The sequence below is a fragment of the Pseudomonas sp. CCI4.2 genome (assembly GCF_034350045.1).
In the GTDB taxonomy this organism is placed as follows: domain Bacteria; phylum Pseudomonadota; class Gammaproteobacteria; order Pseudomonadales; family Pseudomonadaceae; genus Aquipseudomonas.
In genome coordinates this window covers 1,240,506-1,265,000 of the sequence record NZ_CP133781.1, presented here as the reverse complement: position 1 = coordinate 1,265,000, position 24,495 = coordinate 1,240,506, and the positions used below count along the sequence as shown (strand labels likewise).

Genomic DNA, 24,495 nt, shown 5'->3' with positions numbered 1-24,495 from the left:
ACTAACTGGAGGACCGAACCGACTACCGTTGAAAAGTTAGCGGATGACCTGTGGATCGGAGTGAAAGGCTAATCAAGCTCGGAGATAGCTGGTTCTCCTCGAAAGCTATTTAGGTAGCGCCTCATGTATCACTGTAGGGGGTAGAGCACTGTTTCGGCTAGGGGATCATCCCGATTTACCAACCCGATGCAAACTCCGAATACCTACAAGTGCCGAGCATGGGAGACACACGGCGGGTGCTAACGTCCGTCGTGAAAAGGGAAACAACCCAGACCGTCAGCTAAGGTCCCAAAGTCATGGTTAAGTGGGAAACGATGTGGGAAGGCTTAGACAGCTAGGAGGTTGGCTTAGAAGCAGCCACCCTTTAAAGAAAGCGTAATAGCTCACTAGTCGAGTCGGCCTGCGCGGAAGATGTAACGGGGCTCAAACCATGCACCGAAGCTACGGGTATCACTTAGGTGATGCGGTAGAGGAGCGTTCTGTAAGCCTGTGAAGGTGAGTTGAGAAGCTTGCTGGAGGTATCAGAAGTGCGAATGCTGACATGAGTAACGATAATGGGTGTGAAAAACACCCACGCCGAAAGACCAAGGTTTCCTGCGCAACGTTAATCGACGCAGGGTTAGTCGGTCCCTAAGGCGAGGCTGAAAAGCGTAGTCGATGGAAAACAGGTTAATATTCCTGTACTTCTGGTTATTGCGATGGAGGGACGGAGAAGGCTAGGCCAGCTTGGCGTTGGTAGTCCAAGTTTAAGGTGGTAGGCTGGAATCTTAGGTAAATCCGGGATTCTAAGGCCGAGAGCTGATGACGAGTGTGCTTCGGCACATGAAGTGGTTGATGCCATGCTTCCAAGAAAAGCTTCTAAGCTTCAGGTAACCAGGAACCGTACCCCAAACCGACACAGGTGGTTGGGTAGAGAATACCAAGGCGCTTGAGAGAACTCGGGTGAAGGAACTAGGCAAAATGGCACCGTAACTTCGGGAGAAGGTGCGCCGGTGAGGGTGAAGCATTTACTGCGTAAGCCCACGCCGGTCGAAGATACCAGGCCGCTGCGACTGTTTATTAAAAACACAGCACTCTGCAAACACGAAAGTGGACGTATAGGGTGTGACGCCTGCCCGGTGCCGGAAGGTTAATTGATGGGGTTAGCTAACGCGAAGCTCTTGATCGAAGCCCCGGTAAACGGCGGCCGTAACTATAACGGTCCTAAGGTAGCGAAATTCCTTGTCGGGTAAGTTCCGACCTGCACGAATGGCGTAACGATGGCGGCGCTGTCTCCACCCGAGACTCAGTGAAATTGAAATCGCTGTGAAGATGCAGTGTATCCGCGGCTAGACGGAAAGACCCCGTGAACCTTTACTATAGCTTTGCACTGGACTTTGAATTTGCTTGTGTAGGATAGGTGGGAGGCTTTGAAGCGTGGACGCCAGTCTGCGTGGAGCCAACCTTGAAATACCACCCTGGCAACTTTGAGGTTCTAACTCAGGTCCGTTATCCGGATCGAGGACAGTGTATGGTGGGTAGTTTGACTGGGGCGGTCTCCTCCTAAAGAGTAACGGAGGAGTACGAAGGTGCGCTCAGACCGGTCGGAAATCGGTCGTAGAGTATAAAGGCAAAAGCGCGCTTGACTGCGAGACAGACACGTCGAGCAGGTACGAAAGTAGGTCTTAGTGATCCGGTGGTTCTGTATGGAAGGGCCATCGCTCAACGGATAAAAGGTACTCCGGGGATAACAGGCTGATACCGCCCAAGAGTTCATATCGACGGCGGTGTTTGGCACCTCGATGTCGGCTCATCACATCCTGGGGCTGAAGCCGGTCCCAAGGGTATGGCTGTTCGCCATTTAAAGTGGTACGCGAGCTGGGTTTAGAACGTCGTGAGACAGTTCGGTCCCTATCTGCCGTGGACGTTTGAGATTTGAGAGGGGCTGCTCCTAGTACGAGAGGACCGGAGTGGACGAACCTCTGGTGTTCCGGTTGTCACGCCAGTGGCATTGCCGGGTAGCTATGTTCGGAATAGATAACCGCTGAAAGCATCTAAGCGGGAAACTAGCCTCAAGATGAGATCTCACTGGGACCTTGAGTCCCCTGAAGGGCCGTCGAAGACTACGACGTTGATAGGTGGGGTGTGTAAGTGCTGTGAGGCATTGAGCTAACCCATACTAATTGCCCGTGAGGCTTGACCATATAACACCCAAGCAATTTGCGATGAAGCAAATTGAGGTGTGTGAAGACGACACAACCGAAAATTCGAAACCCACAGATCTATCACATCCCCATTCGCTGGCACGTGAACTCGCAGGAGGGCACGCACTGGCTACTGAATTTCTTGACGACCATAGAGCATTGGAACCACCTGATCCCATCCCGAACTCAGCAGTGAAACGATGCATCGCCGATGGTAGTGTGGGGTTTCCCCATGTGAGAGTAGGTCATCGTCAAGATTAAATTCCAGAACCCCTGATCGCTTACGCGTTCAGGGGTTTTGTTTTTGTGAGAGTTACCGAAATTAGCTGACACGTTACCTCGTAACGGATCGGCATCAGAATTTCTTGACGACCATAGAGCACTGGAACCACCTGATCCCATCCCGAACTCAGCAGTGAAACGGTGCATCGCCGATGGTAGTGTGGGGTTTCCCCATGTGAGAGTAGGTCATCGTCAAGATTGAATTCCAGGACCCCTGATCGCTTATGCGTTCAGGGGTTTTGTTTTTTGCGCTTATTAAACCCAGCTCACGTGAATAGCTTGAGCACGTTGTTCATCGCGTCATCGGCAAACCCTTGCAAGAACGCCCGAAACTCTACAAGCGAACCTGACCACTCTGCAGAGGGTTCGGCCACGATGCTCCAGGTCGCGGAGCACTGCTTTTCTCCATCTGGTGCGACTGTCATGGATGCCCAAAGATTCCCGACGGGCAGCGTGGTATAGATCAACGACCACGTCATATAAAGCGCCGTGTCGTCTCGGGAATTGAGCTGCTCAATCACTACGTTCTTGTCTTTGAACAGCTTTCTGCGCACTGAGCGAACACCCGTACCGTCCATCTTGCAAGAGTCGAGAGCGGGGATGAACGCAGGAAATCCCCCAAAGTTTCCGACGACCTTCCACACACTTTGCGCGTCGCTTGCAATGTCTACGGTAGACACGACTGGCTCACTGTCCAGGTTCTTGATCAGCGTATCGGGCCGCAAAAAGCTAAAGGTATTGATCTTATTCATGGTGTTCTCCATCAGATGATTAGATAAAGTCGATTTCTTTCAGGTAATCGCAGCCTTTGCGCAACAGCACGTCGGTCTTCAACGGATAACGCTCGCCCATCTGCCAAATACCGGCTTGAGCGTTCTCGTACTCGATCATGGAGATGTCGCCGATGTCTTCTTCAAAGCCATCGAGATAGAACCCCAACACGCCGAACAGCGCGTTTTGGCTGTCCACTCGACTGAGCTGTTGTTGCCATTGGGCGACACTCACCATTTGGAACTCTCGGCCGGCTTCACGGAACGCAGCCACGTAGCGGCTCCAGCTCAGCGGCTCAGGATTGTGCAGATTGAAAACCGCGTGATCGGGGTGATAACGGCTGGCATGGAAGCCAATAAAGCGAGCAAGAAAATCCACCGGCATCAGGTCAAAATTCATGGAGAACTCTGGAACCTGGCCGAGCTGTATTGAGCCTTTAAGCATCAGCATCAGCCGATTTTTATGAGGCTGACAAACGCCGGTCACACTGTTGAAGGCAATATTTCCCGGTCGGTAAATATTCACCCAAGCGCCTTGCTCCCCAGCACTTCGAAGAATGCGCTCAGCAACCCATTTAGAAAGGTTGTAACCGTTCTTGATATAGATAGGTGGGGTGCCAGCGGCCGGTTGTTCCAGGACATTGCCTGCCCCATCGACCGCACTGGAGGCGGAAAGCGTCGACACGAAATTAAAAATCTTCTTGCTGCGGCCTTCACACAAACGCAAGCATTCAAAAATGGGCTCGACGTTGTCTTTGATGAGCGTTTCATAGTTCTGGACATGGTTAACGTTGGCCGCGCTGTGCACCAAGGCGCCGAAGTCACGATCAATGCGTTCATATACTTCAGGGCTTAGGCCCAGCAGCGGCTGCCCAATGTCTGCGGGGTAGACAATCACCCTGCTTAAATCCAGATGGTCCAGGCGATTTTCGCGTAACGCCTGCATGAAGCGAGCATTCGCGCTTAGGCCAACGCCCTCACGCACCAGGCACACGACTTCCGTTGCGCCCCATGCCAATAGGGCCTCGACAATGTGCACACCGAGAAAACCGTTAGCGCCCGTAACCACAACCTTGTGCACATCGCCTAACTGACTGACGGGAACGCTCGTCAAGCATAGGTTCGGGTTGGCGTCATGCAACGCTTGCGGGCTGACGGTATAAGCAGACGATTGAGTGCCATCGTTATCGATAAGCGCCGCCAACGTGAGCAGCGTAGGTGCCTCGATAAAGCGATTGATCGAGATACTGCGTCCAAACTGTTCGCGAATGCTCAGCAGCATCTGTGACAGCAAAATCGAGTGGCCGCCTAGGTTGAAAAAGCTCTCATCCGTGGAAATATCGCCCGCCGGCATCTCCAGCAGTTCAGCCCAAAGCTTCAGCAGCTGTCCTTCAATCAACGTCTCCGGCAAACGCCTTGGCAGCGCATCAACAACAGTCACGGGAAGGTCCAACAACGCTTTGCGATCAACCTTACCGTTACTGGCGAATGGCATAGTCATCAGTTCGGTGTAGGCAGTCGGTCGCATGTAATCCGGCAATAGCTGCTCGACGTGCGCCCTGAGCGCTTGGCTAGAGCGTTCTGTAGCGCCTTGAGGCTGGGCAACAAACGCCAGAATGCGTCGCTGGGTATCGATCACCACCGCAACCTGTCGATACAACTGACTAGCACGCAAGCAGTGTTCAATCTCTTCGGGCTCGACCCGAAAACCACGAATCTTCACCTGATTGTCGCGCCTGCCACACAGCTCGATGCCCTCGGCGGTCCACTTTCCGATGTCACCAGTGCGATATACCCGCACCCGTCGGCCGTCGGGCAGCTCAAGCGTGGGATAGCGCTCCTCGGTCAATGCCGGATTGTTCAGATAGCCCAGGCATACCCCCGGTCCGGCGATAAACAGCTCACCGGGTGTGTTTTCCGGTACTGGTTGAAATTGCTCGTCGAGGATGAAAATCTGGCTGTTGGCGATCGGCTTTCCCAAGGTGCGATTGTTGCTCCCCGCTTCGAAAAGCCTCGACGTAATGAGCACCGTCGCTTCGGTCGGCCCATACAGGTTGTAGAAATGACATTGCCCGGCAAGACGCTCAATAACGTAAGGCTCGCAGACGTCGCCTCCGGTCATCAGGTGCTCAAGGCCCAGCGGTTGATCCAGCGGAAGAATGCTCAACAATGCAGGCGGCAAAAAGGCATGGCTGATGCGTTGTTTAATCAGGCTGATCAGCAACAACGGATCCCGCCGCTGGTCCTCGGTGGGCACCACCAGTTCTGCGCCGCTAAGTAGCGTCGGGAAAATGTCGATCACCGACGAATCGAAACTCAGTGTCGAAAATTGAAGTACCCGGCTGTGCTCGGACAGGTTTACGTGCTCGGCGTACCAGGCCGTGAAATGGCTGAGATTGCGTTGGCTCAGCATCACGCCCTTGGGGTGCCCGGTGGTGCCGGACGTATAGAGCGCCATACACGGCGCTTCAGAGATAGGCCGCAGCCGCATTAACGAGCGGGTAGGATCGGTGTCGTCGGCCCCCAGCTCGCTTATATCCAATCCCGGCCACTGATCGCCGAGGGCATGTTGTCCGTCATGAAGTAGCAGCACGGCGCCTGCATTCTCCAAAATATAGCGCTGACGTTGGGTTGGCTGACTCGGGTCCAATGGTAAGTACACGGCGCCGCTGCCAAGAATGGCGAGAATGCCCGCAAATAAAGCAGGGGACTTCGGCAAGCAGATACCAATCACGGGCGGGTTTTCATCGGGCACTGCTGCGCGGTTTGCCAGCAAAGCCAACAACCTTTGTTGTATCGCCAAGCTTTGCGCATGCAGGGTGCCGTAAGTGATTTTACGACCTGCGATGTTCAGCGCAGTCCGCTCGACGAACCGTAAAAAGCTCAGATCCAGACGCTCCACCAAGGGGATTTCGGCTAGAGCTAACAGGTGCGGTCGAGCGGTATGGTTGAAGCGATGATCGAAGGCGAGCGGTTCAAGCCACTGCAAACCGTGTTGCTCGGCGCAGTGGGAAGCGTCAACAGTAGGCGCTCGCAGAAAGTACCCAGCGTCCCGAGATAAACGACCGATGTCTACCGCAACGGCGTCGACCAGCGTTGCAATGGCTGAATCGCGCAACATTCGGCCGTTCCCCGAGCGCTCTGCAGCTAATGGTAGCCGCGACACCAGGCGCTGCGCCTTGGCCGTCCCAAACCAGCAACGTAATTCCAGTGTCGGTAGACCTTCCTCGCAGAGCGGAACCGACCCAACGCGCAAGCTCAAACGAGCCAGCGTAGATATAAGGGCTTCCTGCTCCGGGTTCGGGCTAAGGCTATGGTCCTCAATGAGCAGGCACGCTTCGTTCAACAAGCATTGATCCAGGTCCTGCTCTTTCGTGAGGTGCAATACACAATGCCCGTGCTGCTCCAATTCCGTGGCCAGTTCGTTCAAGGCCAGGCTGCGACCCAAGAGTGCAATCTCCAGACGTTTCATAGTGGGCTCCCCTGGCGCGTCAAATCTCCCGGCAGATAGTCGGCCAACGCTTGCTGGACGCACTGCGAATCCAGCATCGAGCTACTTTTGAAGAAGCGCACAATATTGCCAACTAAAGGGTGATGACGATTGACCGGGAAGCTCACCGCCTGGGTTTCGTTCTTGAGTTGCTGCTTGATCATGTCGGCAATCGGCAGGTGATCGATCAGGTCGTAATCAAAGCCCTTCTGAATATCGTTTGTCAGGTAATGCCGGATAAACACCGGCATGATCTGCGCAATACAATCGCGGTCTGATTGCGGTGCGGCGCTCCAGTAAATGCTCACCAGCCGCGCCCAAAAACCGGAGTGCCGGCCTTCGTCGAGTAAATGGTCAGCCATCAACCCCTTGATCGATTGCTTCACTGAATCGTCTTTGGCAAAGGCGGCAACATCGTTGGTCACCGTGTTCTCGGCGATGGCTACGCAAATCAGCTCCACGGCGCTTCGCAGGTGCCCGGGGGCCAAGGAAAGGGCAGTGGGAATGGCTCGGCTCAATTCAATTTCGCCAGGCAGTTCGATCGGCTCAATACCGGTCAGAGCGATGGTTTGTTGCATGAAGTCCATGGCGACCAGCGCGTGATAATCTTCATCGACGACAACGGTCATGGCGTCGTACCGACACGCGAAAGGGAAGCCAATTGCAAAGGTGTTTTTGGCGATACTACGGGCTGTTTTGTCGACGATCTCCGTCTCGAAAATCACTATATCGTTGATGAATTTATAAAGGCTTTGCACCAACGCGAACTCACGCAGGTGGGCACATTCGCGGGTAAACGTTTCACTGAGAACCAAGGGTTGGCGGCTCAACGGATAAATCAGTTTCTCGTCGTTTTCGACCATCCGGCGAGGGCGCGTGCGAATCGTTGCGCGGCCCTCCCAGGCATCGGCAAAGGACACATAGCTTTGGGCGTTCATGCGCTGGCCTCCATTTGTTCGGCGCGCATGCTTACGCGCAGCCTGTCCCAAAACACGATCCTGCTTTCCACAGCGGCAATGGCGGATTCGTACACTTCGCGCTGACGTTGCTCGTCGCCGTTGACCAGGCTTGCCAATAGCGCTTCGGCTGCCGGGCCGTGGTCTTCGGCGTCGACTTCGATATGGCGTTTGAGGTAGTAACGAAAGGTCGGCGCTTGTTCGGCGGTGATATCCCAGTCGTCGAGGATGCGCTGGAACATCAGCGGAATGACGCTCTCCCGCCCATGCAAGAAAGCGGCGGCGACACGGTGGACAGGTTCATGCAACGCAGTGTCGAGGGTTTGTTTGACGAAGCCGCATGCGGCTTGCCCGGCATTGACGCTGTGCAGCGCGGTTTCATAGCTGACGCCTCTCTTTTGCAGCTCAATGAAACGCTCGACCTGTTGGGTGCTGGCGCCGACCTCTCGCATGGCATCCAGGTACAACTCGAAATGGCTGTAGTGGCCGTGGGCCAACGCGTTGTCTGACTCCTCACCCAGCACGATCTCATTGATCAGTCGCGCCGCTTTGGCGTCTTTCGGTGGCAGCCACGGCAGATGAATGCACGTCAGCTCTTGCTGCAGTCGCTTGGTCAAAGACATGAAGTCCCACACCGCAAATACATGTGTTTCCATGAAGCGTCTCAATACAGCAAGCGAGTCGATTTCAGAGAAGATAGGGTGAGAACCAAGTTCAACTTTTTTGCATTCGAGAAGATATTTTTGTTCAGTCATGAAAGAGTCCTTAGTTAGAGAGGCGGGTCACTGCCAAACACGGCAGTTCATGTTGGCGTAACGTTACCTGTCTGTAATACGGACGAGCCAAGACCTCGGGGCGATATCCGGATTTGAATAGTAGTCTGGCGCATAAGCCCCTACCCAGAGCATTGCTGGTATTAATCAGCGTAGAACGTCACGACTCGGTTTCGGATTTCGATAACTACCGAATAAAACTAATGCACTTCAAAAGCATCGGGCAAGTATTTTTTAATTTATTTTTTATTAGGTGTTTTTCAAGTAATAAGTGCCCGAATAAAACCAGTCAACCGGGCTTTATTTGGGCGTGAGCGAACCTTCCAACGTATTAAAGTCAGAACAGTTATTAATGAGTAAATACTTCACCCATCATTGCTCTTTGACGGAAAAGTTATAGTTTGATATTTCGGGCGATTGTCTCTGCCCGTTCGACAAGCTCCTTGGATGTATCCATGCGTTTAAACATCCTGCGGGGTGCCAGCGACATCTGCCCTTAGGCAACCACCCTCTGGCCATCCATGCCTTTCATTGCCAAGGTCCAATTTTGCCTGATTCCGGGCACACGCTTGCTTGCACGGAAATGAAGGCTGCGACGGTAACCAATAAATCAGAATCGAAATGTCGCCGATAGAGCACTGCGTGCAATGCCAAATGTAAAGATAGGAGTGAAGCTTGCTTATCGACAGGGCGCCGTAAATAGGGGGGCGCGCGCATTTTCGCAGGGTGAGATCAACAGAAAGCTCATACGGGCTCCAGCAATTTGCAGGCCCGTATGAGCATCATTACCGGTTGCGGGCACAAACAATCAGATACAGTTTCCTTTGAGGGCGCCGACGACTCGTGGCGCGACGGGAGAGTTATTCCTCAGGTATTGATTGATAGCTTCGACGCCACGATTAAGGTGTTGTTCGAGCAATTCCACGGCCTTATCGGTCGCCTTTTCCGAAGCCGCATTCAACAGCGCCCAATGGTCCTCCTGCGACAGCTTCCCAAGCCCCATGGCCGAAAGATTGAACCGCAGAAACCGTTCCTCCTCTTTCAAACTTTCGTCGATCAGGCGTAATAGTTTTTTATTGGGTGCTTTGGCATAGAGGGCCGAATGGAAAAGGCGATTTAATCGGCCCATTTGGCGGAAGTCGATTTCAACTTCAAGCTGTTCTATGTACCCCTTGGCGACAGCGATATCGTGCTTGTCCAGAAGCGGGATCGACAATCGCAGTGCTTCTGACTCCAGCAACCGGCGCAGTCCATAAGCATCTACCGCGTCTTCGCCTACCAACGGTGCAACGACGGCGCCTTTGTGTGGCTCGACGCGTAATAGTGATTGCGCCTCCAGTTGGCGTAGCGCTTCTCGAACCGGCATGCGGCTCACGCCGAACAAGGTTGCCAATGCTTGTTGGCGTAACGCCGTGCCGCTGGGAATTCGCCCATCCAGAATGGCGTTGCGCAGCTTCTCCTCGATCACCGCTCTGGCCAAGTGAGAGGGCGGGTGTTCGTGCCCCAGAATAGAACTCAAATAGCTTTCGTTATCGGGTTTTTGCATACCCATACTCCTACAGCAACGGGGGTCGTGGATCGATCCACACTAGGAAGTGCCAGGATGCTCGTCGAGCCTTGTAAAAATAGTCGCTAAACAGTAAAGCGCCCGGTTTTAATTTATTGTTTTCGATTCAAAAAAATGCGGAATCGTTTCTGGCGCATCGCCCTCGCGATTGATGGGTGGTTGCGACATGTCGCAGGACATCCTTAGGTGCAGGAGCAGCAGACATTTGATGAGTGCTGATCGCGAGATGCCATTGTTTTTTTCAGGTCGAACCCGCACCATCAACCGGTTATCGGATTACCGTACGGGCTAACTCCAAGTGGCGGGACGTCTTCCTTTTAATTGGTCAAGATACGCCGGATATCTAGGGCGGTGGCTCTCCTTTGGGCTGCTTCTGACCTGCCTGCTGGCAGGCGGTCTCAATGCCGATTGGGATTTCTCCGTTATCAGCCGTAATGCCGAATTGTTATATGGCCCTTTGGGCGAGGGTCGTAATCGTATAGACGCATGGCAACGGTTACTGTCGACCGAAAAACAAATCAGTGAAAAAGAAAAACTCGAAGTGGTTAATCAGTTTTTTAACCATCAGATCCGTTATGTAGAAGACATAGATAACTGGCACGAGATTGACTATTGGGCAACCCCCATCGAGTCGCTTTGGAAGGGCGCCGGTGATTGTGAGGACTATGCGATCGCCAAGTATTTCAGCCTTCGGCGCTTAGGGGTATCGAACGATAAATTGTTGATCACCTATGTCAAAGCCCTGCGCCTGAACCGCGCACATATGGTGTTGACGTATTACTCAAGCCCAAACGCCGAACCATTAGTGCTCGACAGCCTTATCAATGAAATTAAACCCGCTAGCCAACGAACTGATTTATTACCGGTCTATGCCTTCAACGCCGAAGGTTTGTGGTTGCCAGGCGCTAAGGGCAACAAAAGAGTAGGCGACACGAAACGATTGTCTCGATGGCAGGATGTGTTGAGAAAGATGCATGCCGAAGGTTTTCCGGCCGAGCCTGATCTCTAGGAGAGGAGTTCTGATGTCTCTGTTTAAACAGTTATTGCTCGCAATCTGCCTGTTCCTGGTCGTCGCGTTCAGCGGCAGTTTCATGGTCAGCGTTGAAAGCTCACGGGCGCAATATGTTAACCAACTGCGTTCCCATGCGCAGGACGCGGCGACGTCGCTGGCGCTTTCGTTGACACCCAATATCGACGACCCAACGATGGTCCAGTTAATGGTCAGCTCAATCTTCGACAGCGGCTATTACTCGAGTATTCGCGTCATCGACCTCGCGACTGAGAAAGTCATCATTGAGCGATCCGGCGTAGCGGACAGCAGCTCCGTTCCGGCATGGTTCGTCAAGCTGATCGGCCTTGACGCGGCGGGCGGCGATGCCATTGTCAGCCGCGGCTGGCAGCAGGCGGCTCGCGTCGAGGTCGTCAGTCACCCGATGTTTGCGTTGGCCAAATTGTGGGACAGTGCGCTAGGCAGTCTTGGGTGGCTACTGGCCTGCGGTCTGGTCAGCGCAGTGCTGGGCGCCTTGTTGCTGCGCCGTCAACTTAAGCCGCTGGACTACATGGTCGCGCAATCGCAAGCCATCGCTCGGCGTGAATTCCTCAGCCTGCCGGAGCTGCCGCGTACGCCAGAACTGCGTCGAGTTGTTCAGGCCATGAACCAGATGGTTGAGAAACTCAAAGCGCTGTTTCAGGAGAGCACCGAGCGCAGCGAAAAACTGCGCATTGAGTCTTATCAGGACAGCCTTACGGGCTTGGCCAATCGTCGTTATTTTGAAATGCAGCTCAACGCTAGAGTGAGCAATCAGGAGGAGGCCCGCTCGGGTTATCTGTTGTTGGTACGGGTCAAGGACTTGGCCGGCTTAAACCAACGACTGGGCGGCAAGCGCACGGACCAATTGCTTCAGGCGGTCAGCGAACAGCTGCTTCGGCAATGCGCGCGCTACCCGGAAACCACTAACCTGATCACCCGTATCAGAGGTGGCGAGTTTGCTGTCCTGGCTCCCGGCATGATGCGGGCCGAGGCCTTGCAACTGGCGCAAGACCTGGAAGGCTCGCTGCTCAGCCTGCAGGCAACCGGTGCATCGGACGTTAGCCCCGTGGCTCATATTGGTCTAGCGCCCTATAGCCCCGGCGACTCGCCGCAAACCCTGTTGGGCCTGGGTGATCAAGCGTTATCTCAAGCTGAAATCGAAGGTGAGCGCAGTTGGAGTTGCATCGAACACAGCGCAGTCGTCAATTTAGGCGACGATCAGCATGCCTGGAACACATTGCTTGATCAGGCGCTGACTCAGCGGCGTTTCGAATTGTTTTTCCAGCCCGTCGTAAGCAGCAGCAATCCAGAGCAGGTGGTGCAGTACAAAGTTCTGTCTCGCTTGCTGGATGATCAAGGACAGACGATTTCCGCTGGGCGATTCCTGCCGTGGCTGGAACGCTTCGGCTGGTCAACGCGCCTTGACCAACTCATGCTTGAATTGGTTGTGCAGCAGATGCCTCAGCATGAGCAAGCGCTGGCCTTAAACCTGTCTGCGGCAACGTTGGCGGACCCTCTGGCGCTGAATAAAGTGTTCGACATACTGAAGCAGCATTCGCGATTGGGAGACAGGTTGACCCTTGAAGTAGGTGAAGAGCAGCTGCCCTCGCAGGCCGTTCTTGAGCAACTTTCCCGTCGCCTGCGGGAGTTGGGATTCTCACTGGCAGTGCAGCACTTCGGAGGTCGTTTCAGCATGATTGGCAACCTGGCCCAGTTGGGGCTCGCTTACCTGAAGATCGATGGCAGTTATATTCGAGCTATTGACGAGGAAAGTCACAAGCGCTTGTTTATCGAAGCCATTCAGCGCGCTGCGCACAGCATTGATTTGCCGCTGATCGCCGAGCGCGTAGAAACCGAAGGCGAGTTTCGGGTCATTCGCGAGATGGGAATACAAGGCGTGCAGGGCCAGCTATTTGGCCAACCCGCGCCATGGCAATAAATGGCTCCTGGTTGACGCGGTGTCAGATCAAACCTGTTTCATCATCGTTGATCAGATGACTCAGGCCGCCCAGGGTTTCTCGAGCGTGGGTCCGGTCCATCACTTTGGCTTGTGCGGCGGGCGGTAGATCGGTCACACGGATCACGCCCTTACGGGTCAACACCTGGATCAAGTCGTCGAGTACCCGAATCATCTCCATGTCGCTTTGCTTGAGTTGGCTCAAGCTGGTCTCAACCGCCTCGTTGGCGTACCACGTCTGAAGTTCTTGATCGTCGGGCGGCAACATACCGGTGGATTCTGGATACGGCGCGGCTTCTACGCGAACAAGCGCACCCTGAGCATCGCGTTGAACGTAAAACATTGGAAATCCCTCATCAGATTGAGCGAGTGACCGCGTCGATGCTCACCAGCATAGGCGTTTGGCGTGAGTATGCACGTCACCAACGGCCACGTGAACGGCCGACGTTTTAGCCGTGGTGTTCGACCTAGATCGCAGTTCACCTCTCTGTGGGAGCTAATCTTGTGGGCGAAGGGAACGGCGCGCTATGCCTGACACGTTGTGCCGTCCGCTTCCCGAATAAATTCGGTCCTTCAGCCTCGCCAAATCATTACCCTGCTAACGCACCACGCGTCCCGACACAAAATGCGCAACGTCGTTATACCCTGGCGTAGACGCATGGCCGGGTGTCACCAGCGAATCAATGAACGCCTCGTCTTCAGCGGTGATTTTTACGCTCTGGGCTTTGGTGTACCCATCCCATTGTTCTTCAGTTCGCGGCCCGACGATGGCCGACGTAACCGCCTGATTGTTCAACACCCACGCAATGGCGAACTCGACGATGCCGACGCCTTTCTCTTGGGTGTATGCCTGAATTTTCTGCGCGATACGCAGCGACTCGACTCGCCACTCGGTTTCCATAATGCGTTTGTCCTGACGCCCCGCACGGCTGTTGCTGTCGGGAGTGACATCCGGCGCATATTTGCCACTAAGGACGCCACGGGCTAACGGGCTGTAAGGCACGACACCCAGGCCGTGGAAGGTAGCAGCGGTGATTTGTTCAAGCTCGGCTTGGCGATTGGTGATGTTGTACAACGGTTGGCTGATCACCGGTTTATCCACACCCAATCGCTGGGCGATATTGACGATTTCCGCGATACGCCAGCCCCGGAAGTTGGACACGCCCCAATAGCGGATCTTGCCTTGACGCAGCAAGTCGCCAATCGCCGAAACCGTGACCTCCAGCGGCGTGTTGTGGTCCTCGCGGTGCAGGTAATAGATGTCCACATAGTCGGTGCCCAGTCGGCTCAAGCTAGCGTCGATGCAGTTGAATATGTGCTTGCGACTTAACCCGCTGTTGTTCGGCGTGGTGCCGGGGTGAGGCGAACCCACCTTGGTCGCCAGCACCCAGTCACTGCGGCGTGACGCAATGGCCTCACCGACAATTTCCTCTGAACGTCCGTTGTTATAAACGTCCGCTGTATCAATGAAATTCACACCTTGATCCCAGGCTTTGTCGATAATCCGTAACGACTCTTCGGTGCCGGTTTGCTCACCAAACATCATCGAGCCAAGGGTCAACGTGGACACGCGCAGGCCGGACTGGCCGAGAATGCGATAAGTCATGCTCAAGATCCTTTTCAAAGGGTTAAAGGAAAACCGAAATACGGCGAATTAACGTTACTACCGTCGTCAATCCCTCCACCTTTGTCAAATACCGGAAAGCGATCTTGACCAACGATTACGGCCATCCCACTTTTCTATCGCCCAAAATTAAGCCCGGCAAAAGCCGGGCTGAGAGGAATAGTTGAAACGATTAGCTAGTGCGGTTTGCACCAACGTGGTCAGCGCCATCAGTCGCAACACGGTTTGCACCAACGTGGTCAGCGCCATCAGCAGCAACACGGTTTGCACCAACGTGATCGGCGCCATCAGCAGCAACACGGTTTGCACCGACGTGATCAGCACCGTCAGCAGCAACTTGGGCTGAGTGGATATGAGCTGAACCGTCTGCGGCGTAAGCAGGAAGCGCGAAAGCGCTGCTAGCCAATACTGAGAAAGCCAAGCCGAAGATTAATTTTGAAGTTTTCATGTTGGTGCTCCGAATGTGTTGCTAGTGTTTAACTAGGTATGGGTTGGATTTTACGCAGCGCTGTTTTATTAAGAAGTTAATACGAGTGGTACCGGCCATCATTGAAAATGATAGTTCTATAAAGTCGATATATCTCAATAGTTTGAAAGGATTTTCGGCAAAAAGTGAAGGGCGATGACAGGTCGGCTTGGAAGCATTGAAAAAGGCTAATTGCTGCGGCTAGACTTACAAAGAAGTCCCATGCTCTGCGACGGTCTTGATCCTGAGCCCGCTTAAAAAGCACAAGGTTCCACCCGCAGCTGTCAGGCAACTCAGAACGTAGAGCATGCTGGTCGGAAGACGTGGCAGCTTCTACGGAGTGTTGTTAAAACTTAGGCAAACCCCACGCTTCCAGCGGAAATTCCTCAAGCGACTTCAGGCACAGATCGGCATGAACGTACTGCTCGATGGGCATGTGCGAATCGGGTACCGCTACTGCGTACATTCCCGCCGCCTTGGCCGCCGTCACGCCAAATGGTGAGTCCTCGAACACCAAGCAATCCTTTGGATCAACGCCCAGACGGCGGGCCGCGACCAGGAAAATATCAGGCGCTGGCTTGGCGGCACCGACTTCCGGGTCGTCAGCCGTCACAACCGTTTCGAATAGCTCGAACCATGGGCGGTGCAAGGTGGTTTTGGCGTTGAAGTAATGAATCGACGAGCTGGTGCCAACGGCGATAGGAATATTGTGAGTCGCCAAGTGACGGACCAGCGCTTCGGCACCTGGCATTGCGGTAGCGCGCGGAAAGCGTTCGTCCAACAGCGGTTCACGGATGGTCAGGAACTCATCGATGGACAGCGGCAAGTCCAGCGCGCCAATCACGTAGCCGGCGAAGTCCCGCGCCCCACGGCCAATGGTGTTCTGTTTGAGCGTCCAGTCGAACGAGCGGCCGTAACGTCTTGCAATCATGTCGGTGACTTCGGTGTAGATCCCCTCGGTATCCAACAACAGGCCATCCATATCGAAAATAACGGCCTTGATTGGGCCAAAGCTCTTGAGTTGCTGAGTCATTTCATCTGATCCCGTTTTCAAATCCGAACATCAGCCTACCGTCTGAGGGAAGACCGTGGCTAGCCGCAGATGATAATCTGACCCGCTTACGGATAGCCAAGCAGGCGGGAGAGAGATGAAAAAATCAGTAAAGGTTGCAGTGGGCGTTGTCATAGCAGTCGCCGCATTGAGTTCTGCCGGGGCGTGGTACACCGGCACTCAACTGGAAGGCGTTTTGCACACAGCAATCGACGAGGCCAATCGCCAGATCAAATCCTCCCTTAACGGTTTCGATGGCAGCGTGACGCTGGAACTGGTTTCCCTTGATCGCCATGTGTTCAGCAGCACGGCGCATTATCGGGTGAATATCAAAAGCGCAAAATTGGGCAAGGGTAACGAAAACGTTGAGCTGCTTTTCGTCGATAACGTCGAGCACGGTCCGTTGCCATGGTCGCGCGTGAAGTCGCTGAACTTGATGCCGGTCATGGCCGCCAGTAACTACGAAATCGAAAAAAATTCAGTCACCGAAAAATGGTTTGCCCTGACCAACGGTGTCGCGCCGCTTAAAGGCCACACCAATATTGGTTACGACCACTCCACCGAAGGCACCCTTGAACTGCTGCCGCTGGATATCGACTCGCCCAATGGCACGCTTAAATTTTCCGGGCTTAACCTGTGGTTGCAGTCCACCGCCAACGCTGAAAAAGTCAAAGTCACGGGCTCGCTCGACGACATCAAGGCCAACGTACCTTCGGAACAGGGCCCGGTCAGTTTCAATATTCACAACTTGTCCTTCAATACCGGCGGCACTAAAGGCGCCTCAGGTTTTTACTTGGGGCACAGCGACTTCAAAATGGCCCAGTCGGGAATCCAGATCGGCGACAAACCGCCGGTGGAGTTCAAGAATTTCGTCAACACCAGCTTGATGCAAGAAGAGGGCGGCAACCTCGCGGCACAAGTGACCTACGACATCGACATGATCAGCTACGGCGGCAAGGACTTCGGCGCTGCGCAAATGTTATGGAAATTCGGTAACTTTGACGTCGCATCGACCCAAGCGCTTTACACGCTTTACCAGCAAAAAATTCAGCCCCAACAACAAGCCGCCGCGTTGGCTGGCGTACCGGTGAAGTTGCAACTGAGCGATGCCGACCAGACGCAAATGAATGCTGAACTGGCGAAGCTTCTGGCGGCCAAACCGCACATCGAACTGGAAAAGGTCTCACTTAAAACGGCCAATGGCGAAAGTCATTTCAGTCTCGCTATGGATCTGAAGAACCCAGGCCCGCTTGACCAGCCGGTGCCTGATTTGGTCAATAAAATGCTCACCGAACTGGATGCCAAATTGCTGGTGTCCAAACCGATGATTAAAGACCTTGCGACTCAGGCGGCGGCCCTCAATGGCCAGACCGATCCTAAAGTCATTGAGCAACAGGCACGGGACGCGAGTGAAATCGTGGACGGCGTGGCGGTCATGTCACAGTTGGCCAAGGTCGACGGTGACAACGTGGTCTCCCACCTGCATTACGCCGACGGCATGGCAGACTTCAACGGCCAGAAAATGACCGGCATCCAGTTTGTCAGCCTTATTGCCAGCAAGTTTTCCGCGATGAGTGGTGCAGGGCAGTAGCCGGCAACGCAAGTACTGTGTGCGAATTTACTCGCGAATACGGCTTATCAGGCACCACGGAGTTGAATGTGCCGACGCCTTCGCGAATAAATTCGCTCCCACGGATTGGGGCGGGCCCGTCCACAGACTCCAAGTGCTACGCCTTAGGTATCAGTGTCAAAAGTTGTCTCATCAGGTAACATTTTCCCGCGTTCGACTTACGGGAATCCGATGGACACCTTTCAAAATATGCGTGCTTTCAGTCTGGTTGCCCAGACAGGAAGTTTCACTGCTGCAGCTGAGCTTATGGACAAAACAACGGCCAATATCTCCAAGGCCGTTTCCCAATTAGAAGCTCACCTTCACACCCGACTGCTCAACCGAACCACACGACGTATCGCGCTGACCGAAGCCGGTAAACGATATCTGGCACGTTGCGAGCGTATCCTCGAAGACATTCTTGACGCTGAAACCGAAGCCAGTGTCGCCCAAGCCAAACCGGCCGGTAATCTGAAAGTACATGCGATGTCTGGCATTGGTACGCACTACGTAATCGCTGCTATCGCGCGTTACCGTGAGACCCATCCGGAAGTCACCTTCGACCTGACCCTCTCCAACAAGCTCCCGGATTTGCTGGAGGAAGGCTATGACGTGTCGATACTGATCGCCAGCGACCTGCCGGATTCCGGGTTCATCTCGCAACGGCTCGGCATTACCTACAACATCCTTTGCGCATCGCCCGGCTACATTGAAAAACACGGTCAACCAAGCACGCCTGCCGAGTTGCTTGAGCACGATTGCCTGCGCATTGTTAACGCAGCGATTCCTCAAGAAAAGCTGATTTTCGACGGCCCGGACGGTGAAGAAACGGTGATTCTTTCCCGATTCCCATTCCACGTGAACACCGCCGACGCCATGACAGTGGCCATCCAAAGTGGCATGGGCATAGGCGTTCAGCCGGTCTCTTCGGCCATTGATGGGCTACGCAACGGAACGCTGGTTCGAATCCTGCCTAGGTATCGGTTGCAGGAGACCAACCTCTACGCGGTCTACCCGTCACGGCAGTTTCTGGATGCGAAAATCAAAACCTGGGTCGAATATTTGCGCGAATCTGTGCCGCTGTTTTTGGCCGCGCATGAGGGCGACTTGATGACCCACACGGTTTATTGAGCGGGCTGTTTGGCGATGATTGTCGCGACCCGCTCAAGTGCGATTTTTAACTGCGCCCGATCCCCTGCCGCACACAAGCTGATGCGTATCGCGTGGACGTCGTTTTGCTTGACCGCGAACACCTCCGCTGGCACCACGTCGACGAGATCAGAGCGGCAGGCCTGAGTCAGCGCCATCGACGGCATGTCGCTGGTGATCCACGCGTGGGGTGAAGGGATTTCCTGCTGGTACAACGCGGCCCCGAGAATCTTCTTCGCCAAGCGCCAACGCTGAGTGGTTTCTTCGGTCTGCCACGCCAATCGGCGCAGCGCGGTGCCGTCACTTATCCACTGACTGGCGATGGCCAGACACAACGGTGAAACGCCCCAATGCGTTGCCTGGGCGTGGGGATCGATTAATTCGAGCAACGTCGGGTCAGCAGCGATCCAGCCAACACGCAAACCCGGTGCTACTGTTTTTGACAGGCTGGTGACTAGCAAACCGCGGTTGCCCAGCAGTCGGGTCAGCGGCGGCGTGGTGGTCAATGCGCCGTACACATCGTCTTCAATGATCAACAGATCATGCTGGCGAGCGACCTCGGCGATTTCCAATTGGCGTTGTGGCGACATAATGGTCGATGTCGGGTTCTGCAGAATGGGCGTCAGCACGACGACTTTTGCACCGGTTGCACGCGCCATTCGATCAAGCTCGTCCGCAATGATGCCTTGGCGGTCAAGGGCAATGCCGTGCAATGGCAAACGCAATTGTCGACCCGCCGCCTTGATTCCCGGTGCCGTGAATGCTTCCACTAGTACCGGATCGCCAGGCTGACAGAGCGACAATAACGCCATGAACAATCCATGTTGGGCTCCGTTGCAAAGCATGAGGTGTTCTGGCGGCAGGTTCAGGCCGCGAAGGTTTAGCCAGGCCGCGCCTTGAGCTCTACCGAAGGCCAAGTCATCCGCACTCAGGTAGTTTTGTAAGCGCTGCGCGTGTCCGCCGTTGATCAGCGCGGAGAGGGCGGCCACTTCGTCTGCGCTGTTTTCGTGGGTTACCGGCACATTGGTCGATAGATCAATGACGGCCGAGCGCTCAGCGGGTTGTTTGAGGCGGAACAGCGTCGCTTCCTTGCTCCCTGCCAGCACATAGGTGCCTCGTCCAACTTCCCCCGAGACCAAATGCCTGCGCGCCGCCTCGCGATAGGCTTGCATCGTCGTGCTCGGGTTCAATCCTAAATTCCACGCCAGACGTCGTTGCGGTGGCAGTCGCTCACCCACTTTAAGCTCGCCGCTTTCAATGGCTTGGGTAATGGCCTCTACCAACGCCAAGTATTTTGGCTGGCCTGAATCCGTTAGCGTCGGCGTCCACATTTATTGTTGCTCATGCAATATAAGATTTAACCCATACAATGCTCTGCGCCTAAGATCAGGTCAAACCCGCCCAACACTTACCTAAGAGCACGGTGCTTTATGTTTGACCTGATCGCGTTGCGCCACGCTACACACACCATCCGCCCCTTGATTCCAGCAACTGCGCAGTACGCCTGGCCACGCTTGGCCGAACGGTTGGGTTGCGAGGTGTGGGTCAAACACGAAAACCACGCACCGACCGGCGCTTTCAAAGTACGCGGCGGTCTGCTCTACGTTCAGGGTTTGCTCAAGCGCAAACCAAACGTGACCGGGCTGGTGACGGCCACGCGGGGCAATCATGGACAAAGCCTGGCAACAGCCGCACGAAATGCAGGACTGCCCATCATCGTCGTCGTGCCCCTTGGCAACTCCCAGGAAAAAAACGCCGCCATGCGTGCAATGGGCGCCCAACTGATTGAATACGGCCAAGACTTCGACGAAGCCCGCACCGAAGCGGCCCGCCAAGCTGAACAACACGGCTATGAAAGCGTCCCGGCGTTCCACCCGGATTTGATCCTCGGCGTCGCAACCTACGCCTTGGAATTGCTCGAGGCGGTGCCAGACCTGAAAACTGTCTACGTGCCCATCGGCATGGGTTCAGGTATTTGTGGGCTGATTCAGACCCGTGATCTACTGGGCTTGAAAACCGAGATCGTCGGGGTCGTCTCCGAACACGCCGACGCCTATGCCCAAAGCGTCGAGCAAGGCAAAATAATCACCACCGAAACCGCCAACACCTTCGCCGACGGGATGGCTTGCCGCATTCCCCTGCCAGAAGCGTTCGAAATCATCCGCAACGGCGCGGCGCGGATCGTCCGTGTCAGCGAGCACGACATCGCCAGCGCCATCCGTATCTTTCACGAAGACACGCATAACACCGCAGAAGGCGCCGGCGCGGCGGGGTTGGCGGCGTTGGTGAAAGAGCGCGGTCAGCAGAGGGGGCACAAGGTCGCAGTGATATTGAGCGGGGCAAATATTGACCGTGAAATGTTTGGGCGGGTGTTGGGCGGGATGTGAGTTAACGCCATCCCTGAAGAGCCAACTGGTTGGCGAAGGCTTAATGCGATGTATCAGTTACATCGCTTCGCCAACCCGTTGGCACTTTCAGGTTTAAGCTTCTAAAAACCGCCACGCAACTGCCTGACCAACTTCTCAATAAACGCCTCACAGTCACTCAAGCTGGTATCAATCACAAACTCGGGTGTCAGGGGCGCTTCGTATGGACTGTCGATGCCGGTGAAGTTGGTAATTCGTCCTTCTTTCACGGCTCGATACAGACCTTTTGCATCACGGCGGACACATTCCGAAAGCGGAGTGTTGACGTGAACTTCAAAGAACTCATCTTCGGCGAACGAATCTCGACTGGCGTCACGATCCGCACGAAAGGGCGAGATGGCCGAGACGATAACAATTAACCCCGCGTCGACCATGAGTTTGGCCACTTCAGCAATGCGCCGCACGTTTTCATGGCGATCAGCGTCAGTCATGCCCAAATCTTGGCAAAGGCCTAGACGGAGCCGATCACCATCCAACAGGTAACTGTGCATGCCTCGAGATTGCAGGGCTTGATCCAGTTGGTTACCCAGTGTGGATTTTCCAGCACCCGACAAACCGGTAAACCAGACGCAACATGCGCGCTGTTGCTTCATGCCTGCACGCAACGCTTGTCCGACCGCCAACTTCGGCGCAATGATCAGGGGCCGCACATTAGTCATAGGCGAAGAGTTCGTAATCACGGGCGTATACCTCGCGCACTTTGCGTCGGGTTGCAGCGGAGCAGAAGTCGCGGTTCTCGTCGCCATCTCGCGAGGTACGGTTGATGTGTTGGAGTTCGGCTTTGACATTCAGATGTTCACACAGTGCCAGGAAGTCGGGAATAAGGCTTTCTTGCCGCCCAATGAAATCGACGTCTATGGAACCCATCGAATTTTCCAGAAAACAATGTTGCGGTACAAAATGTATCTGTTTGGTGATGTTTTCCGGGTGCAGCCAATTGTCGATAAACGCGTCGAAACTAGGGTACTTATTGACGAGCTCGTTGGCGGCTTTATCACGCCGTTGAGTATTGGTTAGCAAGTAGCTGTACGCCGACCACGCGCGTTGCAGTGGGTCACGCACGAAGCCAAATTTGAAATAGTGTGCGTAACGTTCAGCGAATTCTTTCTCATACCAATACAGCGGCAGATGGCCGGTTGGGGTGTCGCCAAAAAGCGACATGGCGACACTGCTACCCGCGCATTTTGGGACGTGGATAAATACGCACTTAAGCTCGTCGAAGACCTTAGGAAATCGAATTCTCCCAGACAGCGCTTTGTCCACAACCTGCCGGTCAACTATCGAAAGTCGCTCAAGCAAGAGTTCTCGCTGCACCTTTGGAATTAACTTCCAAAACAACCTGGTCATTATGGCAGCCTATAACTTTTTGATAATCAGTGACTCAGGATACAGCTGCGAATATTTAATCCCACAATATTTTCACACTATTTACATTAAAAAACAGTCGATTGGTTAATGTGAATTTTGTGTCAAGAATTGTAAGTTAATTGTAAATTAATTGTAAGTTCGGGGTTGCGGGCGCGAATATACGCCCAGTCTCCTCAGGCGCGCTATTGGGTAATGTCGAGTGTCCTCTCACTGCCTCAGATTCCACGGCTTTGGGCACTACTCGATAACTATCCGAATGAATAGTGAATCAATTCAGCGCTGGAAAAAAATGCCGCGCGGCTACATTGTTTCTTGTTCCCGGCCCGGTCTAGAAAACAATCAATGATTGATTACTCCACTCTCGAAGCCATGCTCGCTCATCATCCCGCCTGGCGATTATTGCGTTCGGGTCATGCGCCGCTGGTGGCCAGCTTTCTGTACCAAGCCTTCGTAGTCACGAACGTGCGGGTTGTCTCTGCTGCTGATCTGGCTGAGGCCTTGGAGGATGAGCTGTACGTATTGCGCAGACGGTTGGGGGGCGATGCGTTTCCAAAGTCGGCGCTTTTTTACCTGGATGAATGGGCCAGCCCCGACAAGGGTTGGTTGCGTAAGTTTTACCGCCAAGGGTCTGACGAACCGCAGTTTGATTTAACCCCTTCGACGGAAAAAGCCATTACTTGGTTGGAGTCGCTCACCGAGCGTAGTTTCGTAGGCACCGAATCACGCCTGCTCACCTTGTTTGAGCTCTTGAAGCAAATGAGTGAAGGCAGCGAGGCTGACCCCGCCAAACGTGTCGCCGAGTTGCAAAAACGTCGAGACGATATCGACGCAGAAATAGTCCAAATTTTGGCTGGCGATGTTCCCTTGTTGGACAGCACTGCGCTAAAAGATCGCTTTCAGCAGTTCACCCAATTGGCCAGAGAGTTGTTGTCTGACTTCCGTGAGGTCGAGCATAACTTCCGTCTGCTGGATCGACGCGTGCGCGAGCGCATTGCGTTGTGGGATGGGGCCAAAGGCGCTTTGTTGGAAGAAATCATGGGTCAACGCGATGCCATTTCGGACTCGGATCAAGGACGCAGTTTCAAAGCATTCTGGGCATTCCTGATGTCGAGCCGTCGTCAGGAAGAACTCACCGATCTGCTTGATCGAGTGCTGGCATTGGCGCCTGTTGTTGAATTGAAACCGGACATCCGGACGCGACGGGTGCATTACGATTGGTTGGAAGCGGGAGAGCATACGCAGCGAACGGTCGCGCAGTTGTCCCATCAATTGCGGCGCTTTTTGGACGATAAAGTCTGGTTAGAGAACCGACGCATCATGGACATTCTGCGCGGTATCGAAGCGAAAACCTTGGGTGTACGTGATAACCCGCCGCCTGGGAACTTCATGGACATCGCCGAGCTGGTGGCGAGCTTCGATTTGCCGATGGAGCGTCCGCTGCACACGCCAGCCCTCAGCGCTGTGTTCGCCGACATCGCCTTAATGGCAGGCGACGAGGATCTGGATGCCGGGGCGCTGTATTCCCAAGTAGTAGTTGATTGCGCGCAGTTAGCGGCTCATATCCGGCATGCCCTGCAAGACCGGACGCAGATTAGCCTGCGTGAACTGACCCAATTGCAGCCCATCGAACAGGGCTTGGCGGAACTCGTCGCTTATCTGCAACTCGGTACTGAATCATTCAACACCGTCATTGATGAAAACACACCTGAGACGATTTATTGGGAGGCCCTGGCGAGCGATGGCACGTCCGTGAACAAACAGGCTTTGCTGCCACGCATTATTTTCGTGAGATGA

At 54.3% G+C, this 24,495-nt stretch carries 18 protein-coding genes and 3 rRNA genes (1 of these 21 cut by a window edge); 9 read left to right on the top strand and 12 right to left on the bottom strand.

Going from position 1 to position 24,495, the window contains the following annotated elements:
- The 3 genes from RHM65_RS05545 to rrf (RHM65_RS05535) form a co-directional block, all read left to right on the top strand.
- Positions 1-2,183 (top strand): 23S ribosomal RNA (locus tag RHM65_RS05545) (it extends 708 nt beyond the left edge of the window).
- Between the two features lie 141 nt (positions 2,184-2,324).
- Positions 2,325-2,440, top strand: a 5S ribosomal RNA gene (gene rrf, locus RHM65_RS05540).
- A 107-nt stretch (positions 2,441-2,547) separates the two neighbouring features.
- Positions 2,548-2,663: ribosomal RNA gene (gene rrf, locus RHM65_RS05535) — 5S ribosomal RNA — on the top strand.
- A gap of 68 nt (positions 2,664-2,731) precedes the next feature.
- Here the strand turns inward: rrf (RHM65_RS05535) and RHM65_RS05530 are convergent.
- The 5 genes from RHM65_RS05530 to RHM65_RS05510 form a co-directional block, all read right to left on the bottom strand.
- Positions 2,732-3,217 carry an SRPBCC family protein gene (locus RHM65_RS05530; protein ID WP_322166936.1) on the bottom strand — a complete coding sequence of 162 codons (486 nt, stop codon included), beginning with the start codon at positions 3,215-3,217 and terminating at the stop codon, positions 2,732-2,734.
- Between the two features lie 19 nt (positions 3,218-3,236).
- Positions 3,237-6,707 (bottom strand): non-ribosomal peptide synthetase, encoded by a 3,471-nt coding sequence (locus tag RHM65_RS05525; RefSeq protein WP_322184452.1) that lies wholly within the window; start codon positions 6,705-6,707, stop codon positions 3,237-3,239.
- Complete coding sequence (locus RHM65_RS05520) at positions 6,704-7,663, bottom strand: diiron oxygenase (RefSeq protein WP_322184451.1); 960 nt, start codon at positions 7,661-7,663, stop codon at positions 6,704-6,706. Before RHM65_RS05520 ends, RHM65_RS05525 begins: the two co-directional genes overlap by 4 nt.
- Entirely contained in the window at positions 7,660-8,436 is a 777-nt protein-coding gene (locus RHM65_RS05515) for a DUF3050 domain-containing protein (protein WP_322184450.1), read from the bottom strand. The genes RHM65_RS05520 and RHM65_RS05515 overlap by 4 nt, the downstream gene beginning before the upstream one ends.
- A gap of 826 nt (positions 8,437-9,262) precedes the next feature.
- Complete coding sequence (locus RHM65_RS05510; protein ID WP_322166940.1) at positions 9,263-10,000, bottom strand: GntR family transcriptional regulator; 738 nt, start codon at positions 9,998-10,000, stop codon at positions 9,263-9,265.
- A 319-nt stretch (positions 10,001-10,319) separates the two neighbouring features.
- Between RHM65_RS05510 and lapG the strand changes: the two genes are divergently transcribed.
- Positions 10,320-11,030 (top strand): cysteine protease LapG, encoded by a 711-nt coding sequence (gene lapG / locus RHM65_RS05505; RefSeq protein WP_369124691.1) that lies wholly within the window; start codon positions 10,320-10,322, stop codon positions 11,028-11,030.
- 13 nt (positions 11,031-11,043) lie between these two features.
- Positions 11,044-12,990 (top strand): cyclic di-GMP receptor LapD, encoded by a 1,947-nt coding sequence (gene lapD, locus RHM65_RS05500; RefSeq protein ID WP_322184449.1) that lies wholly within the window; start codon positions 11,044-11,046, stop codon positions 12,988-12,990.
- 22 nt (positions 12,991-13,012) lie between these two features.
- Here lapD and RHM65_RS05495 read toward each other — a convergent pair whose 3' ends face one another.
- The 4 genes from RHM65_RS05495 to RHM65_RS05480 form a co-directional block, all read right to left on the bottom strand.
- Positions 13,013-13,351, bottom strand: coding sequence for a tryptophan synthase subunit beta (locus tag RHM65_RS05495; protein WP_322166942.1), 339 nt, complete (start codon positions 13,349-13,351; stop codon positions 13,013-13,015).
- Between the two features lie 255 nt (positions 13,352-13,606).
- Positions 13,607-14,614 carry an aldo/keto reductase gene (locus RHM65_RS05490; RefSeq protein WP_322166943.1) on the bottom strand — a complete coding sequence of 336 codons (1,008 nt, stop codon included), beginning with the start codon at positions 14,612-14,614 and terminating at the stop codon, positions 13,607-13,609.
- A 190-nt stretch (positions 14,615-14,804) separates the two neighbouring features.
- On the bottom strand, positions 14,805-15,080 hold the full coding sequence (locus tag RHM65_RS05485; protein WP_322166944.1) for a hypothetical protein: 276 nt from the start codon (positions 15,078-15,080) through the stop codon (positions 14,805-14,807).
- Between the two features lie 364 nt (positions 15,081-15,444).
- Positions 15,445-16,131 (bottom strand): HAD-IA family hydrolase, encoded by a 687-nt coding sequence (locus RHM65_RS05480; RefSeq protein ID WP_322184448.1) that lies wholly within the window; start codon positions 16,129-16,131, stop codon positions 15,445-15,447.
- Between the two features lie 115 nt (positions 16,132-16,246).
- Between RHM65_RS05480 and RHM65_RS05475 the strand changes: the two genes are divergently transcribed.
- On the top strand, positions 16,247-17,740 hold the full coding sequence (locus RHM65_RS05475; RefSeq protein ID WP_322184447.1) for a YdgA family protein: 1,494 nt from the start codon (positions 16,247-16,249) through the stop codon (positions 17,738-17,740).
- A 210-nt stretch (positions 17,741-17,950) separates the two neighbouring features.
- The gene (locus tag RHM65_RS05470; protein WP_322166947.1) at positions 17,951-18,889 is read left to right on the top strand and encodes a LysR family transcriptional regulator; all 939 of its coding nucleotides are present in this window, start codon (positions 17,951-17,953) and stop codon (positions 18,887-18,889) included.
- On the opposite strand, the gene RHM65_RS05465 is transcribed toward RHM65_RS05470, so the two are convergent.
- A complete protein-coding gene (locus RHM65_RS05465; protein WP_322166948.1) occupies positions 18,883-20,238 on the bottom strand; it encodes a PLP-dependent aminotransferase family protein in 1,356 nt (451 codons plus the stop codon). The genes RHM65_RS05470 and RHM65_RS05465 overlap by 7 nt on opposite strands.
- Positions 20,239-20,337: 99 nt before the next feature.
- On the opposite strand from RHM65_RS05465, the gene RHM65_RS05460 reads away from it, so the two are divergent.
- On the top strand, positions 20,338-21,294 hold the full coding sequence (locus tag RHM65_RS05460; RefSeq protein WP_322166949.1) for a threonine dehydratase: 957 nt from the start codon (positions 20,338-20,340) through the stop codon (positions 21,292-21,294).
- A gap of 101 nt (positions 21,295-21,395) precedes the next feature.
- Here RHM65_RS05460 and cysC read toward each other — a convergent pair whose 3' ends face one another.
- Both cysC and RHM65_RS05450 read right to left on the bottom strand, forming a co-directional pair.
- Positions 21,396-21,992, bottom strand: a complete 597-nt coding sequence (gene cysC, locus RHM65_RS05455; RefSeq protein WP_322166950.1) for an adenylyl-sulfate kinase — start codon at positions 21,990-21,992, stop codon at positions 21,396-21,398.
- Positions 21,985-22,683, bottom strand: coding sequence for a sulfotransferase family 2 domain-containing protein (locus RHM65_RS05450; RefSeq protein ID WP_322185264.1), 699 nt, complete (start codon positions 22,681-22,683; stop codon positions 21,985-21,987). The genes cysC and RHM65_RS05450 overlap by 8 nt, the downstream gene beginning before the upstream one ends.
- A 360-nt stretch (positions 22,684-23,043) precedes the next feature.
- Between RHM65_RS05450 and RHM65_RS05445 the strand changes: the two genes are divergently transcribed.
- Positions 23,044-24,495: a DUF3375 domain-containing protein gene (locus RHM65_RS05445; RefSeq protein ID WP_322166951.1), complete on the top strand. Its 1,452-nt coding sequence runs from the start codon at positions 23,044-23,046 to the stop codon at positions 24,493-24,495.